Source organism: Amycolatopsis solani (assembly GCF_033441515.1).
GTDB lineage: Bacteria > Actinomycetota > Actinomycetes > Mycobacteriales > Pseudonocardiaceae > Amycolatopsis > Amycolatopsis solani.
Genome location: NZ_JAWQJT010000001.1, coordinates 4419426 through 4434336, shown reverse-complemented (window position 1 = coordinate 4434336; position 14911 = coordinate 4419426). Strand labels below are relative to the sequence as shown.

The following is a 14911-nucleotide window of genomic DNA, read 5'->3' as shown; positions in this document are numbered from 1 at the left end:
GCGACGGTGACCACCGAGCTGCCCGTCCTCGCCCCGCCGCGGGTCGCCCACCGCGGCCGCGGGACCACCCTCGTCCTGCTCGCCGCGCTGTTCTTCAGCACGTCGGGCACGCTGGGCAAGTCCGCGATGTCCGCCGGGATCAGCCCCGAGCAGGTGGCGTCGATGCGCATCGCGCTGGCCGGGCTGGTGCTGTTCGCCGGGGTCGCGCTCGTGGCGCCGCGGAAGCTGCGGGTGCGCCGGGCCGAGCTCCCGGTGCTGGCCGGCTACGGCCTGCTGGGCGTCGCCGGTGTTCAGCTGCTCTACTTCGTGGCCGCGGGCCGGATCCCGGTCGGCATCGCGATCCTGCTGGAGTTCGTCTCCCCCGTGCTCATCGCGCTGTGGGTGCGGTTCGTGCGGCGGCACCGGCTGCCGCGGTCGGTGTGGGGCGGCATCGCGCTGGCCATGGTCGGGCTGTCGCTGGTCGCGCAGGTCTGGCAGGGCGTGACGCTCAACGGCGTCGGCCTGCTCGCCGGCTTCGGCGCGGCGCTGTGCTCGGCCGGGTACTTCCTGCTCGGCGAGCGCGCGGTGGCCGAAATCGACCCGCTGGGCCTGGTCACCTGGGGCATGGTGATCGGCGCGGTCGCGATCAGCTTCGCCGCGCCGCCGTGGACGTGGCCGGTCGGACTGCTCGGCACCGACGTCGGGTTCGGCGCGTGGCACCCGCCGGTGTGGCTGCTGATCACCCTGCTGGTGCTGGTGGCGACCGTGCTGGCGTACGTCTTCGGGATCTCGTCGCTGCGGCACCTGCCGGCGTCGGTGGCGAGCGTGCTCGGGCTGGTCGAGCCCGTGATCGTCACGGTCACGGCGTGGGCACTGCTCGGCGAGGAGCTCACCTGGCTCCAGCTGCTCGGCTCGGCGATCCTGCTCGGCGGCGCGTACCTGGTGCAGCGGAAGTCCGAAGTCCTCACGAGCTGAGTTCTTCACGAAGCACTGCCGAAGTGCGACAATCCCCCACCGTGACGACGAAGTCCGGGCTTCGGCCCGATCTGCGGCAGCGGCACGTCCGCATGATCGCCCTCGGCGGCATCATCGGCGCGAGCCTGTTCATCGGCAGCGGCGCGGTGATCCACACCGTCGGCCCGGCGGCCGTGCTCTCGTACGCGCTCGGCGGCCTGCTCGTCGTGCTCGTGATGCGGATGCTCGGCGAGATGGCGACGGCGGCGCCCGCGCTGGGTTCGTTCATGGAGTACGCGCGCGACTCGCTCGGCGGCTGGGCGGGTTTCACGATCGGCTGGCTGTACTGGTACTTCTGGGTCGGCGTGGTCGCGTTCGAAGCGGTCGCCGGCGCGAAGATCCTGCAGGGCTGGATCCCCGGCGTGCCGCAGTGGGTGTTTTCGCTGGCGCTGATGCTGCTGCTGACGGCGACGAACCTGGCGTCGGCGCGGTCGTTCGGCGAGACGGAGTTCTGGCTGGCGTCGATCAAGGTCGCGACGATCGTGGTGTTCCTGGTGCTGGGCACGCTGTTCGTGCTCGGACTCTGGCCGGGCGCCCGGATGTCGGTCGGCAACATCGGCTTGGACGGTTTCGTGCCCCACGGCGGTTTTTCGGTCGTCGACGGCGTGGTGATCGTGATCTTCTCCTACTTCGGCGCGGAAATCGTGACGATCGCGGCGGCGGAGTCCGACCAGCCGGAGACGGCGGTCCGCAAGGCGACGTCGACGATCGTCTGGCGCGTGATCGTGTTCTACGTGGGTTCGGTGACCCTGCTGGTGATGATCACGCCGTGGCGCGAAATCCCCAGCGAGACCAGCCCGTTCGCGGCGGCGTTCGGCCGCTTCGGCGTCCCGGCGGCGGCGACGCTGGTCAGCGCGGTCGTCCTGACGGCGGCGCTGTCGGTGCTCAATTCGGGGCTGTACACGGCATCCCGCATGTTGTTCGCACTGCGCCGCCATGGCTGGGCCCCGGCGTGGATCGCGGACACGAACGCGCGAGGCGTCCCATGGAAGGCGATCCTGGCGTCCACTTCGGTCGGTTACGTGGCGGTGGTGATGAGCTACGTTTCGCCGGACAAGATCTTCTACTTCATCATCAATTCGGCGGGCGCGGTGGCGTTGTTCGTGTACGCGATCATCTGCGGCTCCCAACTGCGGATGCGGCGTGCTCTCGAGGCTTCGGAACCGGAGAAGCTGAAGCTGCGGATGTGGGGCTACCCGTGGCTGAGCTGGGTGACGTTGGCGCTGACGCTGGCGGTGGTGGCGTCGATGCTGTTCGTGGACTCGGACACGCGGTCGCAGCTGTACTTGAGCCTGATCAGCCTGGCGGTGATCTTGGGCGTGTACGCCCTCATCCGCCGGCGAGGCCGGTGATGCCGAATCGCAATCGACCGCGTCCACAGGTCGCGACACGCTTCCGAATCCGACACGACACCACAACTATGGCGATCTTCCTCTTTTCGCGCAGTAACAAGCCGGCAGCCACGACGTTGGTATACGGCACCTGCGAATCAACGAGGGGTGGCCATGCGGAAACCACGAAGAGCGGAGCGGCGACACGACAAAGTCGAGAACGATCCCTTCCGGACTCCCTATCAACGAGACCGTGACCGGGTACTTTATTCGTCGGCGTTCCGGCGGCTGTCCGGAGTGGCGCAAGTGGCCGCGGTGAACGAGCAGCGAGTTCTGCACAACCGCCTCACCCACAGCCTCAAAGTGGCTCAACTCGGCCGTCGGCTGGTTCAGCACCTGAAGTGTGACGACTCGAACGAAGCGCAAGAGTTCCGGAAGAGCTCCGGGATCAAGGCCGACGTCGTGGAAACGGCGGGACTCGTCCACGACATCGGGCACCCACCGTTCGGGCACGTCTCCGAACCGGTCCTCGACGCTTGCCTGCGCCGCTCAGGCGGATTGGAAGGGTTCGAAGGGAATGCCCAATCGTTCCGGATAGTCACGAAACTCGCCAGACGCAGGACAGAGTACGCGGGTCTCGACCTGACCCGGGCCGCGCTCGACGCGATGCTCAAGTACCCCCGGCTGAGGCCGCAGTCCGCCGACGACCTCTTCACCACCCCGACCTGGACGGATCGCAGGTTCGGCAGCAAGTGGGGTGCATACGCGAGCGAACTCGAGGACTTCCGCTGGGCTCGCAAGGGAGCGCGCGCCGGTCTCAGGTCCGCCAACGCCGTCCTCATGGATTGGGCGGACGACATCACCTACGCGACCCACGACATCGAGGACTACTTCCGAGCCGGGCTGATTCCGCTGCACGACCTCGCGAGCGACCGGGACCGCATCGCCAAACACGCCCGACACCGGCTCGGCAAGCTGCCGGACTTCGATGCTGCTCTCTTCGACGCCGGACTGGACAAAGTCGTCAGCAGGTTCAAGCAGATCACGTCCTCGTGCTGGGACACCCGAGCGAACCGCTCGGCCATGAACGTGATCACGACGACCAACATCACCGAGTGCGTCGGAGCAGTTTCCTTCGCGGCAGATCCCCCGTACGTCGCAGTCGATTCTCACTGCCAGTACCTGGTCGAAGCTTTGAAGGAGCTCACGTGGTTCTACGTTATCGACAAGCCGTCGTTGGCGGTGATGCAAGAAGGCCAGAAACGCATCGTCCAGTCCCTCTACGACCGGCTCCATGCCTGTCTGGCCGAAGCACCGAAGAGCCCCCGGCTGCCGATCCAGCTTCGCTCGATCTATCGCGACCTGGCGCGGGACCCTGACTTCGATTCCGCCTACGGGAAGTCTTCCGAAGCCCGGCAAGCACGCGCGGTCGTCGACTACATCTGCGTGCTGACCGAAGCTCAGGCGGTCGATCTCGACGAGCGGCTCAGCGGCCGGTCGCACAGTTCGATGTTCGGTGCCTGGTTCAGCTAACCACCGGCGATCCGGCTCAGGGCTCCGAAGAACACGTCCGTGATCTTCGCCGGGTCCGGGGCCACGAACGCCTGGCCGCCCGTGGCCGCGGTCAGCTGGTCCAGTTCCGGTTTGTCGGCGTCCGGGCCGATGCCCACGCCGATCAGCGGGATGGGGCGCCGGGGGTCCTGGAGTTTCGCCAGCTCGGCCAGCAGGTCCGGGCGGCTGATGCTGTGCGGGTCCTCGTTGCGGCCGTCGGTCATCACGATCACCAGGTTCAGCCGGCCGGGCTCCCACTCGCGGCGTGCGGTGCGGTAGGTGTCCAGCACGCTGTCGTAGAGGCCGGTGCCGCCGTCCGCGGTCGCCTTCAGCTGCGCGAGCTTGTCCAGCGCGCCGCCGGCCAGGTGCTGGGCGACCGATGCCATCGGCAGGATCTCGCGGTAGTCCTTGTCGCCGTCGAGCTTCGTGGAGAACGCCAGCATGCGCAGCTGCGTCGCCGGTTTGAACAGGTGCAACGCCTTCTGGGTCGCCTCGACCGTCAGCTGCATCCGGTTCAGCGCCGTGCCGGGTACCTGCGCGTTCATCGAACCCGACACGTCGATCAGCACCTGCACGCGCGCGCTCAGGTTGATGCCCGCCCACTGGTTGAGCAGTTCGTCGACGACGGTGGCCTGCGGCAGGTTCATGACCTTGATGCCCGTCGGCAGGACGCGCGGGTCGTCGGTGTGGCCCTGCAGCGCCTGGCCGCCCGCGGCACGCAGGCCCGTCTTCGCGATCGCGTCGGAGCCGGGACCGCCGAGCAGGGCGTCCCGCAGCGCGTCGACGATCGGGCGTTGCTGCGGGGTGATGCCGTCCAGCTCCGCGAACGGGTAGTCCAAAGTGGGCACCGCGGTCGAGTAGACGGCGACGAGCGGCGACGACCTGTCCTCGATGTTGTGGCGCAGCAAGGAGTTCTCCGACGTGGGGAACGTCGTCACCGCGGCCGTGCCGCCGCTGTCGCTCGACCCCGGCAGCCGCGCGATCAGGTCCGTCTCCGCGCCGAGCGTGTTGGCCGAGAACCGCCGCAACAGCGCGACGTACGCGGCCGAAGCCTCCGGCGCCGCCTTCACGCTGTCGCGCAGGCCGAGCAGCGCCAGCGCGCCGACCGGGTCGCGGGCCGGGTCGGGCATGCCCGGCACGACGCCGGGCGCGGCCAGCACTTCCGCCCACGACGGGGTGCGGTCGGGCCAGCCGAGGCCCTTGGCGACGTCGCCGGCGACGCCGAGCACCACCGGCGAGCTGGCGACCGACGCCCCGCTTTCGGGCACGTCGGCCGCCCCGAGCTGGTGCGCGCGGCGCAGGGCGAGCGTCGAGTCGGGCACCCAGACCTGCGGACGCGGGCTGCCGTCGGACATCGCGAGCCGCTCGGCGACCTGCGTCGCTTCCCGCGTCTCGACCTGGACGCCGCCGCACGGGACGTCGAGCCCCCGCGCGACGATCGACAAGGCGGGCGCGATGTCCGCGGACGCCGTCACGAGGACGTTCGTGGTCCGCTCGCACACCGGCTTCCGCTCGACGACCGTCACGGTCACCCAGGCGGCGGCGCCGAGGACGAGGACGAGCCCGATCGCGAGGGCGGGCACCAGCAGCCGGTGCCGTCCGTCCGGCGAGTGACGTCCCATCGGCGCGGCCTCTCTGCGCGATGCGAGTGGGGATCAAGGTTATCCCGCGGCAGAGGAGCGTCTCGTGGTCCAGACGGCGTAACAGCCGCCAGTGGCACGCGCGCTGAAACGCCATGAGGGGCACCCCATGGACGTGCAGTCCAGCGGGGTGCCCCTCATGGGCGAAGAGAACTCAGACCGGGATGACCGTCGGGACGATCATCGGGCGGCGGCGGTACGTGTCCGCCACCCAGCGGCCGACCACGCGGCGGACCGCCTGGGCGATGCGGTGCGTGTCCGTGATGCCCTCGGACTCGGTGCGGGCCAGCTCCATCTCCACCAGCGGGACCACCGCGGCCAGCGCCTTCGGGTCGTCGGAGAAGCCGCGGCCGGAGACCGTCGGGCTGCTGACCGGGCGGCCCGTGCTGGAATCCACCGCGACGCTGATCGAGATGAACCCGCCCTCGCCGAGGACCAGCCGGTCGGACAGGGTCGACTCGCCGACGTCGCCGACCGAGAGGCCGTCGACGTAGACGTGGCCGACCTCGACGCGGCCGGTGCGGGAGGCCTTGCCGTCGACCAGGTCGACGACCACGCCGTCCTCGGCGATCACCACGTTGTCCGGCGCGACGCCGGTGCGGATGGCCAGCTCGCCGTTCGCGCGCAGGTGCTTCCACTCGCCGTGGACCGGCATCACGTTGCTCGGGCGCACCGCGTTGTACAGGTACAGCAGCTCGCCCGCCGACGCGTGGCCGGACACGTGGACCTTGGCGTTGCCCTGGTGGACGACGTTCGCGCCGAGCCGGGTCAGGCCGTTGACCACGCCGAACACCGCGGTCTCGTTGCCCGGGATCATCGAGCTGGCCAGCACGACCGTGTCGCCCGCGCGGATCGAGATCTGCCGGTGCTCGCCGCGCGCCATCCTCGACAGCGCCGAGAGCGGCTCGCCCTGCGAACCCGTCGAGACGAACAGGACCTTGCTCTCGGGCAGGTTGCTCGCCTGGTCGAGGTCGACCAGCAGGCCGTCCGGCACGTTGAGCAGGCCGAGCTCGGCCGCGATGCCCATGTTGCGGACCATCGACCGGCCGACGAACGCGATCCGGCGGCCGTGCCGGTGCGCGGCGTCGAGGACTTGCTGGACGCGGTGGACGTGGCTGGCGAAGCAGGCCACGATCACGCGCTGGTCCACGCGGCGGATGACGTCGTCGAGGACCGGGCCGATGTCGCGCTCGGGCATGACGAACCCGGGCACCTCGGCGTTGGTCGAGTCGACGCAGAACAGGTCGACGCCCTCGTCGCCGAGCCGGGAGAAGCCGGCCAGGTCGGTGAGGCGGCCGTCCAGCGGGAGCTGGTCGAGCTTGATGTCGCCGGTGTGCAGGACCACGCCCGCCGGGGTGCGGATGGCCACGGCCAGCGCGTCCGGGATGGAGTGGTTGACCGCGAAGAACTCGAGGTTGAACACGCCGACGTCGCGGCGCTCCCCCTCGCGGACCTCGATCAGCTTCGGCCGCTGCCGGTGCTCCTTGGCCTTCGCCGCGAGCAGGGCGTTGGTGAACCTCGAGCCGTAGATCGGCAGGTCCGGCCGCAGGCGCAGGAGGAACGGGACGGCACCGATGTGGTCCTCGTGCCCGTGGGTGAGCACCAGTCCCTCGATGTCGTCGAGGCGGTCCTCGATCGCGCGGAAGTCCGGCAGGATCAGGTCGACGCCGGGCTGGTCGTCCTCGGGGAAGAGCACCCCGCAGTCGACGATGAGCAGCCGGCCGCCGTACTCGAAGACGGTCATGTTGCGCCCGACCTCGCCGATACCGCCCAGCGCGACTACGCGCAGGGCTCCGGCGGGCAGTGCGGGCGGGGCGTTGGTGGGGCCTGGACCTGGGGGAAGTGAGCTCACCGAGGCAGGGTCCCAACGCTGGTGTGCGAGGTCGGCGCCACGTAGGCGGCCCTCGAATCTGCTTGTGCCACCCGCTCACCATGCCAGTCCCGGGCCGCCGTGTCGCCCAGGGGCACGCCGCCCTGCCCGAGATCACCGGCGATCAGGGCCGTCTGCTCGGCGGTCGGGGCGACGATCGGGAGCCGCGGCTCGCCGACGTCGAAGCCGCGCAGCCGCAGCGCCGCCTTGCTGAACGCGACCCCGCCGACCCGCGACATCGCGCGCAGCACCGGCAGCATGCCGCGGTGGTTGGTGCGCGCGGTGGACGTGTCGCCGTCCTCGTAGGCGTCGATCATCGCGCGGATCCGGCCCGCGACGACGTGACCGATCACACTCACCACGCCGGTGCCGCCGACCGAGATCCACGGCAGGTTCAGGCCGTCGTCGCCGGAGTAGTAGGCGAGGTGGGTGTTGGCGATGACCTCGGAGCCGGCGATCAGGTCGCCCTTGGCGTCCTTGACGGCGACGATCCGCGGGTGCTCGGCCAGCCGCAGCAGCGTGTCGACCTCGATCGGGACGACCGAGCGCGGCGGGATGTCGTAGAGCATCACCGGCAGGCCGGTGCTGTCGGCGACCGTCGTGAAGTGCGCGACCAGGCCGGCCTGGCTCGGCCGCGAGTAGTACGGGGTGACGACCAGCAGGCCGTGGGCACCGGCCGCTTCGGCCTGCTTCGCCTGCTCGATGCTGTGCGCCGTGTTGTTGGTGCCCGCGCCGGCCACGACGGTCGCGCGGTCGCCGACGGCCTCGACCACGGCGCGGATGAGCTCCTGCTTCTCCGCGTCGCTCGTGGTCGGGCTCTCGCCCGTGGTGCCGTTGATGACGAGGCCGTCGTTCCCCAGCTCCACGAGGTGCTCGGCCAGCTCCTGCGCCCGCTTCAGGTCCAGCGCCCCGTCGGCGTCGAAGGGGGTGACCATCGCGGTGAGCACGCGCCCGAACGGTCTTCCGGGCGCTGCGGTAGGTGGGTTGGACATGCTCCAGACGGTACCCCGTCACCCCGACAAAACCGCGCCGACCTGGTCACCAACGGCGAAGTGCGTAGGATTTCCGGGACCCGGCCGCTCGTCGCGGAACTTCTACTTGACCTTGGTCACGATCGGCGCCGTGATGGGGCCGCCGTCGGACTTGGCGAGCAGGCAGTAGAACTCGCGAGTGGGCTCCTCGCCGCTCTTGGACGGCGAGCTCTGCCACTGCTGCTGGGTCGGCACGAGCGCGCGGTAGGTGAGGTCCTGCCGCTTCGCCTCGGGCACGATCGACGACCGGAACGCGGTCGCGCACGCCGCCTCGGCGCTCGCCGTCACCGCGGCCAGCCCCGGGTAGTCCGCGACCTTGGCGTCGTCGGAGTTCCAGTTCTCGACCGACAGCAGGCCGCCGATCTCGTAGACCTCCAGCAGGTGGCTCTGGGTGCAGTCGCCCTTGTTCTCGTCTTCGCTGATGATCGCGCCGTCCTGCACCGGGGTGTTGAAGCACCGGTAGTAGCTGCCGATGTTCGCGCGCACCTGGCCGCCGAGGCCGAAGGTCATGGTCGGCTGCTTCTGCGGGTCGGCCGCGGGCGTCTGGTAGGCCTTGCCCGCGAAGAAGCCGCCGACCAGCGCGCCGACGACGAGCAGCGCGGCGAGCGAGAGCCACAGCGCGCGGAGGTTCTTCTTCGGCGGCGGCTGCGGAGCCGTCCGCGTCGCCGGGGCGCCCAGCATCGCGGTGCCGTTCGGCGGGGTCGGGCGCACGCCTTGCGCCGTGGTCAGGAGGTTCTGCGCCTGGGCGGCGGAAAGCCGTGCGTCGGGGTTCGCGACGAGCAGGCCGAGGATGGCCGCGGCGATCGGGCCCTGCCCGCGCGTGAGGTACGGGATCTCGGTCATGATCGCGTGCAGCGTCGCGGCGGTGGTCGCGCGCTCGAACGGGATCGAGCCTTCGACGGCGAAGAACAGCGTCGCGCCGAGGGACCACAGGTCGGACGCGGGCAGCGCTTCGCGGCCTTCGACGCGCTCCGGGGCCATGAACGCGGGCGAGCCGACGATCATGCCGCTCGTGGTCAGGCGCGGGTCGTCGACGGCGTGCGCGATGCCGAAGTCGGTGAGCTTCACGCGGCCGTCCGGCGCGACCAGGATGTTCGCCGGCTTGACGTCGCGGTGCACGATCCCGGCGGAGTGCGCGGCCTGCAGCGCGGCCAGGACCCGCTCCCCCATCAGCGCGGCCTGCGCGGCGGGCATCGGGCCGCGCTGGCGCACGAGGTCGGCGAGGCTCGGCGCCTCGACGAGCTCCATCACGATGAAGGTCGTGCCGCCGTCGGTGACGACGTCGTAGACGGTGACGACGGCGGGGTCGTTGAGCCGCCCGCCGGTGCGCACCTCGCGCAGCGCGCGCTCGGAGAAGACGGCGGCCGACTCGGCGTCGGGCAGCCGCAGTTCCTTGACGGCGACCTGCCGCCCGATGACCTGGTCCTGGGCCCGCCACACGACACCCATGCCGCCGCGGCCCAGTTCGCCGAGCAGGAGGTAGCGGCCGGCGACGACCCGCTGACCAGGCGTGACGGGCGCCTGAGGTGGGTACGGCCGGGTCTGTTCGTCGGTCACGGTGCTCCTTTTGGCGGCGGTCGCGCAGATGCTAGTCCGACCGCTTCGGAGCGCGGGGGGTTCCGGGCAATTCGCGCTTCTCGCCCGGATACGGGAGCCAGCGGTAGCCCGGTGCGAAATCGCTGAACTCGGCGCGCCCGCCGGTGGCCGCCCAGATGTCTTCGTCGATCACGAGCCCGGGGAACACCGTCAGGTCGCGCTCGGCCATCAGCTGCGCGTAGGTGCGGAACTCGGCCGTCCCGACGCCGGCGAGGGCGAAGCGGTAGACCGGCGGCGCGGTCCGCAGCAGCCAGTAGAGCCGTCGCCCGGCCCCGGTCATGGCCGCGGGATCGGCGGGCACCGGCTCGGGCGCCACCCCGCACCACCAGCCGGCGCCGTCGGAGAAGACCCGCACCGGCCAGCCGTCGAAGTGGCGTGCGAGGTCCCTGGCGAAGTTCTCGCGTGCGCCGCATTCGGCGTTGAGGGCATAGGCCATCGGCTCAGCCTACGAAGGTCAGGTAGATCAAGACCAGGTTCAGCGCGATGATGACGGCCGCGATCACGCACGCCGCCACGGTGGTCAGGCGGCGGTTCGCGTCTTCGCCCATCAGCGTGCGGTCGGCCGTCAGGCGGATCAGCGGCACCAGCGCGAACGGGATCCCGAACGACAGCACCACCTGGGACACGACCAGCGCGGCGCTCGGGTCGGCGCCCAGCGCGAGCACCACGATCGCCGGCGTGAGCGTCACCAGGCGGCGCAGGACCAGCGGGATCCGCTTGTGCAGCAGGCCCTGCATGATCATCGCGCCCGCGTACGCGCCGACCGACGTCGAGGCCAGGCCGGAGGCCAGCAGGCCGATCGCGAACAGCAGCGCGACGCCCGGGCCGAGCGCCCCGGCGACCGCGCTGTGCGCGCCCTCGATGCTGTCCACACCCTCCTGGCCCTGCAGGTTCGTCGCGGCCAGCAGCAGCATGCCGAGGTTCACCGCGCCGGCCAGGAGCATCGCCAGGCCGACGTCGGCGCGGGTCGCGCGCAGCAGGCGGCGGCGCTGGGAGCCGTCCGGACGGCCGTGGCGGTCGCGGACCAGGCCGGAGTGCAGGTAGACCGCGTGCGGCATGACGGTGGCGCCGAGCATCGCCGCCGCGATCAGGACGCTGCCCGAGCCGTCGAACCGCGGGACCAGGCCGCCGAACGTTTCCGCCGCCGACGGCGGCTCGACGAACAGGCTGGCCAGGAAGCCGACGGCGATGACAAGCAACAGGCCGGTGACGACCCGTTCGAACGTCCGCTGGCCGCCGCGGTCCTGGACCGCCAGCAGCGTCAGCGAAACCGCGCCGGTGATCAGGCCGCCGGCGATGAGCGGCAGGTCGAACAGCAGGTTGAGGGCGATCGCGCCGCCGACCACCTCGGCCAGGTCGGTGGCGATGGCGACGACCTCGGCCTGCGCCCAGTAGGCGAGCCGCGCGGACCGGGGCAGCCGGGCGCGCAGGGCTTCCGGCAGCGACATCCCGCTGACCAGGCCCAGCTTCGCCGACAGGTACTGCACCAGCACGGCCATCAGGTTCGCCGCGACGATCACCCAGACCAGCAGGTACCCGTACCGGGCGCCGGCGCTGATGTTGGAGGCGACGTTCCCGGGGTCGACGTACGCGATCGCGGCGACGAACGCCGGCCCGAGCAGGGCCGATCCCGTGCGCAGGCGGGACATCAGTCTCGGCCGCACGGCCTCGGTCACTGCCATGGCGTCTGCCTCTCAACCGGATGTCGGGGACCCCAAATCGAAGTTTAGGCGTGCCGAACTTTCGATTTCAAGGGTGACGGTTCCCACCGTCGCGCCCGGAGTACCCGGCGAGCGACCGCTCGAACGGCGTCAGGGGTTGGCGACCTCGTGCCCGGATTCGCGCAGCGCCTTCACGGCGTGCTCGAGGTCGGCGCCGCGGACGAGGATGTGGTCGGTGTCGAACGTCGACATCGAGAACAGCGCGACCCCGGCCGCGGCCAGCTCCGAAGCCAGCGCGGCGATGATGCCGGTCAGCGTGAACTCCAGCGGGCCGCGGACCGAGAGGAGCCGCCAGCCGTCCTCGGCCGCCGTGCTGCCGCCCGGCTCGCGGCCGGCCGGGCAGATCACCGACAGCTCTTCGGGGGTGCGGGTCACCGAGACGAAGGCGTCGCCGGGCTCGAAGAGCTCGGCGGGCACCGGGGCGTCCGCAGGCAGCCGGACGACGGCGTAGTCGCCGGGGCGGACGTCGATCGCGAGTCGTTTCATCAGCCTTCGAACACCTTCGGGCTCGTGGCGATCTCGGTGCCGTCCGGCAGCGTCGAGATCGTGAAGTCCGCGAAGACGTTCGCGGCGGCTTTCTGCAGCTGGCGCAGGCATTCGACGGCGAGCTCACGGATCTCGACATCGGCGTGCTCGGTCGCGCGCATCGCGACGAAGTGGCGCCAGGCGCGGTAGTTGCCGGTGACGACGATCCGCGTCTCGGTCGCGTTCGGCAGCACCGCCCGCGCGGCCTGGCGGGCCTGCTTGCGGCGCAGCGTCGCGCTCGGGACGTCGGCGAACTTCTCCTCCAGGCCGGCCAGGAGCTCGGTGTAGGCGTCGACGCTCGCCTGCGTCGCGGCGAGGAACTTCTCGTGCAGGACCGGGTCGTTCGCGATCACGTCCGGCTCGACCACGGCGGCGGTGCGCTCCGGGACGTAGCGCTGCGAGAGCTGGGAGTAGGAGAAGTGGCGGTGGCGGATCAGCTCGTGCGTCAGCGACCGGGAGATGCCGGTGATGTAGAAGGTCACCGAGCCGTGCTCCAGCACCGAAAGGTGCCCGACGTCCATGATGTGCTCGAGGTAGCCGGCGTTGGTCGCGGTGGCGGGGTTGGGCTTCTGCCAGGACTGGTAGCAGGCCCGGCCGGCGAACTCGGCCAGCGCCGCGCCGCCGTCGGCGTCGGTCGACCACGGGACGTCCTCGGGCGGGAAGAACTCCGTTTTCGCGATCAGCTGCACCCTGGGTGACACGGTTTCGGTCACGTCAGCACTCCTTGTCCACGACTCCCCCGGCAGCCTAGCCGCTTCCTTGACTGACACCACGGATGACGTCATAGTGGTGTCATGGACTTGACGCCGTACATCGCCAACCTTCGCGAGGACCTCGCGAACACGGCTGCCGCCGGGGACGAGCAGACCCGGCGAGCGGCCGCGCTGCTGTCCTCCGCGCTCGAACCAGCCGTCCGCTTGACGTTGATGAACGCTCTCGCCGACCTCGCCGCCGAGGTCACGGCCGCCCTGCCGGGTCAGGTCGTGGACGTGCGGCTCGACGGGCGCGACGTCCGCGTGGTCGTCACCGGCGCCGCCGAGGAGCCGGCGTCACGCACGACACCACGTGACACCACGCCGCCACCACCACCGCTCGACGGCGGCGACATCAGCCGCATCACGCTGCGCCTGGTCGAGCAGATCAAGGGCCAGGCCGAGCGCGCGGCGGCGGCGCAGGGCGTCTCGCTGAACACATTCGTTTCCCAGGCCGTGCAGGGTGCGCTCGGTGGCGGTGGCCACCAGAAGCACCACGGCAAGGACGACCGGTCCGGGTCGCGCCTGCACGGCTGGGTCCAGGGCTGAGGGGACGGACATGAGCGAGGAACAGACGACACCGGCCGACGAGCTGGTGCGGGTCGACGACTTCGAGACCGAGGTCCCGCTGGAGCTCGACGTCAGCGTGACGATCGGGCGTGTCGAGGTCGTCCTCGAAGGGACCTCCGGCGCGCGGGTGGAGCTGCGGCACGACCAGGGCGAGCAGCAGCCGTGGGTGGCGGGGGTGAACAACCTGCTGTCGTGGGTCGGCGAGCGCTTCGGCGACCAGCTGGGCGTCGACCCGGCGGCCTCCCCCGCGGAAGCGGTGCGCCAGAGCCGGATCGAGAAGCTCGGCAACCGCCTGGTCGTGCAGGCGCCCAAGGCGTGGCAGCTGCGGAACGTGGCGCTGGCGGTGAAGGTGCACGCCCCGGTGGGTTCGCACGTGGAGGTGCGCGCGGGCGCGGCGGACGTGACGGTGACCGGTTCCGCCGGCCGCGTCGACCTGCTGACGGGCTCGGGCGAGATCAAGCTCGACCGCGCGGACGGCTCGGCCACGATCCGCACCGGCAGCGGCGCCATCACGCTCGGCCCGACCCTGGCGGGCCTCCAGGTCCGCAGCGGCAGCGGCAGCGTCGAGGCTTCGTCACTGGCGGGCTCGGCCACGCTGGCGACCGGAACGGGCAACGTCTGGCTGGGCGCGGTCTCGGGCGAAGTGATGGCCCGCACGGGCAGCGGCGACCTGTCGGTCGCCGACGCGGCTTCGGGATCGTTGGACTTGATCACGGGTTCAGGTGAGGTCCGGATCGGCATCCGCGGCGGGACGGCCGCCGAGATCGATCTGACTTCCAGTGGCGGGCGGGTTTCCAGCGAGCTGGACGTGCTGGAGGCGGCTCCGGAGGGGGACGTGAAGTTGAGGGTGCGGGCCCGGACGGGCTCCGGCAACGCCGTGGTGACACGCGCGGCCGGCTGAGTAAGGGGGAGACGGGCCGTTCCCGGCGGGGGTGCCGGGGGCGACCCGTCTTTTATGCGTGGTGGCGGCCGCGCGGTGCTGTGGCCCGGCGCGATCCGGTGGCAGCGCGGCGGGGGCACGCCCGCCTTGCACTCGGGGAGGGTTGGCGGCCGCGCGGTGCTTCGGCGGTAGCGGCGGCCTGGCGCGATCCGGGGCCAACCCGGCCGAGGCGCCAAGGACCGCCCGGCTTGCGCAAGGAGGGAGCGGCGGCGACGCGGGGGATGGCGCGGCGGCCGGTATCGGCCGGACCGCGGCAGCTGCCGTGGTCCGGCGCGATCCTGGGGCAGCCCGGCGGGGCCGCCGAAGGCGGCCCTGCCTTGCGCGCGGGGAGGGTTGGTGGCCGCGCGGTGCTTCGGCGGTAGCGGTGACCCAGCGCGATCCGGGGGCAACC

At 71.1% G+C, this 14911-nt stretch carries 13 protein-coding genes; 5 read left to right on the top strand and 8 right to left on the bottom strand.

Annotation, left to right across the window (positions count from 1 at the left end):
- Positions 1-6 precede the first annotated feature (6 nt).
- The 3 genes from SD460_RS20665 (at position 7) to SD460_RS20655 (ending at position 3857) form a co-directional block, all read left to right on the top strand.
- Positions 7-954 (top strand): EamA family transporter, encoded by a 948-nt coding sequence (locus SD460_RS20665; protein ID WP_290055039.1) that lies wholly within the window; start codon positions 7-9, stop codon positions 952-954.
- A gap of 41 nt (positions 955-995) precedes the next feature.
- Positions 996-2345: an amino acid permease gene (locus SD460_RS20660; RefSeq protein WP_290055042.1), complete on the top strand. Its 1350-nt coding sequence runs from the start codon at positions 996-998 to the stop codon at positions 2343-2345.
- A 153-nt stretch (positions 2346-2498) separates the two neighbouring features.
- The gene (locus tag SD460_RS20655) at positions 2499-3857 is read left to right on the top strand and encodes a deoxyguanosinetriphosphate triphosphohydrolase family protein (protein WP_290055045.1); all 1359 of its coding nucleotides are present in this window, start codon (positions 2499-2501) and stop codon (positions 3855-3857) included.
- On the opposite strand, the gene SD460_RS20650 is transcribed toward SD460_RS20655, so the two are convergent.
- The 8 genes from SD460_RS20650 to thyX all read right to left on the bottom strand — a co-directional run bounded on the left by SD460_RS20650 (position 3854) and on the right by thyX (position 12971).
- Positions 3854-5497: a substrate-binding domain-containing protein gene (locus SD460_RS20650; protein ID WP_290055047.1), complete on the bottom strand. Its 1644-nt coding sequence runs from the start codon at positions 5495-5497 to the stop codon at positions 3854-3856. The two genes, SD460_RS20655 and SD460_RS20650, sit on opposite strands and share 4 nt — an antisense overlap.
- A gap of 172 nt (positions 5498-5669) precedes the next feature.
- Positions 5670-7367, bottom strand: coding sequence for a ribonuclease J (locus SD460_RS20645; RefSeq protein ID WP_290055050.1), 1698 nt, complete (start codon positions 7365-7367; stop codon positions 5670-5672).
- Positions 7364-8377, bottom strand: a complete 1014-nt coding sequence (dapA, locus tag SD460_RS20640) for a 4-hydroxy-tetrahydrodipicolinate synthase (protein WP_318306522.1) — start codon at positions 8375-8377, stop codon at positions 7364-7366. The genes SD460_RS20645 and dapA overlap by 4 nt, the downstream gene beginning before the upstream one ends.
- Positions 8378-8479: 102 nt before the next feature.
- Positions 8480-9973 carry a serine/threonine-protein kinase gene (locus SD460_RS20635; RefSeq protein ID WP_290055056.1) on the bottom strand — a complete coding sequence of 498 codons (1494 nt, stop codon included), beginning with the start codon at positions 9971-9973 and terminating at the stop codon, positions 8480-8482.
- 31 nt (positions 9974-10004) lie between these two features.
- Entirely contained in the window at positions 10005-10448 is a 444-nt protein-coding gene (locus tag SD460_RS20630) for a hypothetical protein (RefSeq protein ID WP_290055058.1), read from the bottom strand.
- Positions 10449-10452: 4 nt separating this feature from the next.
- The gene (locus SD460_RS20625; RefSeq protein WP_290055061.1) at positions 10453-11694 is read right to left on the bottom strand and encodes an Nramp family divalent metal transporter; all 1242 of its coding nucleotides are present in this window, start codon (positions 11692-11694) and stop codon (positions 10453-10455) included.
- A gap of 129 nt (positions 11695-11823) precedes the next feature.
- Positions 11824-12219 carry an ACT domain-containing protein gene (locus SD460_RS20620; RefSeq protein ID WP_290055064.1) on the bottom strand — a complete coding sequence of 132 codons (396 nt, stop codon included), beginning with the start codon at positions 12217-12219 and terminating at the stop codon, positions 11824-11826.
- A complete protein-coding gene (thyX, locus tag SD460_RS20615; RefSeq protein ID WP_290055067.1) occupies positions 12219-12971 on the bottom strand; it encodes an FAD-dependent thymidylate synthase in 753 nt (250 codons plus the stop codon). Before thyX ends, SD460_RS20620 begins: the two co-directional genes overlap by 1 nt.
- An 81-nt stretch (positions 12972-13052) precedes the next feature.
- Between thyX and SD460_RS20610 the strand changes: the two genes are divergently transcribed.
- Both SD460_RS20610 and SD460_RS20605 read left to right on the top strand, forming a co-directional pair.
- Entirely contained in the window at positions 13053-13559 is a 507-nt protein-coding gene (locus SD460_RS20610) for a toxin-antitoxin system HicB family antitoxin (protein WP_290055069.1), read from the top strand.
- A 10-nt stretch (positions 13560-13569) separates the two neighbouring features.
- Positions 13570-14481, top strand: coding sequence for a DUF4097 family beta strand repeat-containing protein (locus SD460_RS20605; RefSeq protein ID WP_318306521.1), 912 nt, complete (start codon positions 13570-13572; stop codon positions 14479-14481).
- Positions 14482-14911 lie beyond the last annotated feature (430 nt).

What these genes read in the sequence shown, in the direction of transcription:
- SD460_RS20655 (WP_290055045.1), top strand. Translation starts at nt 2,499, where the DNA reads ATGCGGAAACCACGAAGAGCGGAGCGGCGACACGACAAAGTCGAGAAC.
- SD460_RS20650 (WP_290055047.1), bottom strand. Translation starts at nt 5,497, where the DNA reads ATGGGACGTCACTCGCCGGACGGACGGCACCGGCTGCTGGTGCCCGCC.
- dapA (WP_318306522.1), bottom strand. Translation starts at nt 8,377, where the DNA reads ATGTCCAACCCACCTACCGCAGCGCCCGGAAGACCGTTCGGGCGCGTG.
- SD460_RS20630 (WP_290055058.1), bottom strand. Translation starts at nt 10,448, where the DNA reads ATGGCCTATGCCCTCAACGCCGAATGCGGCGCACGCGAGAACTTCGCC.
- SD460_RS20625 (WP_290055061.1), bottom strand. Translation starts at nt 11,694, where the DNA reads ATGGCAGTGACCGAGGCCGTGCGGCCGAGACTGATGTCCCGCCTGCGC.
- SD460_RS20620 (WP_290055064.1), bottom strand. Translation starts at nt 12,219, where the DNA reads ATGAAACGACTCGCGATCGACGTCCGCCCCGGCGACTACGCCGTCGTC.
- SD460_RS20610 (WP_290055069.1), top strand. Translation starts at nt 13,053, where the DNA reads ATGGACTTGACGCCGTACATCGCCAACCTTCGCGAGGACCTCGCGAAC.
- SD460_RS20605 (WP_318306521.1), top strand. Translation starts at nt 13,570, where the DNA reads ATGAGCGAGGAACAGACGACACCGGCCGACGAGCTGGTGCGGGTCGAC.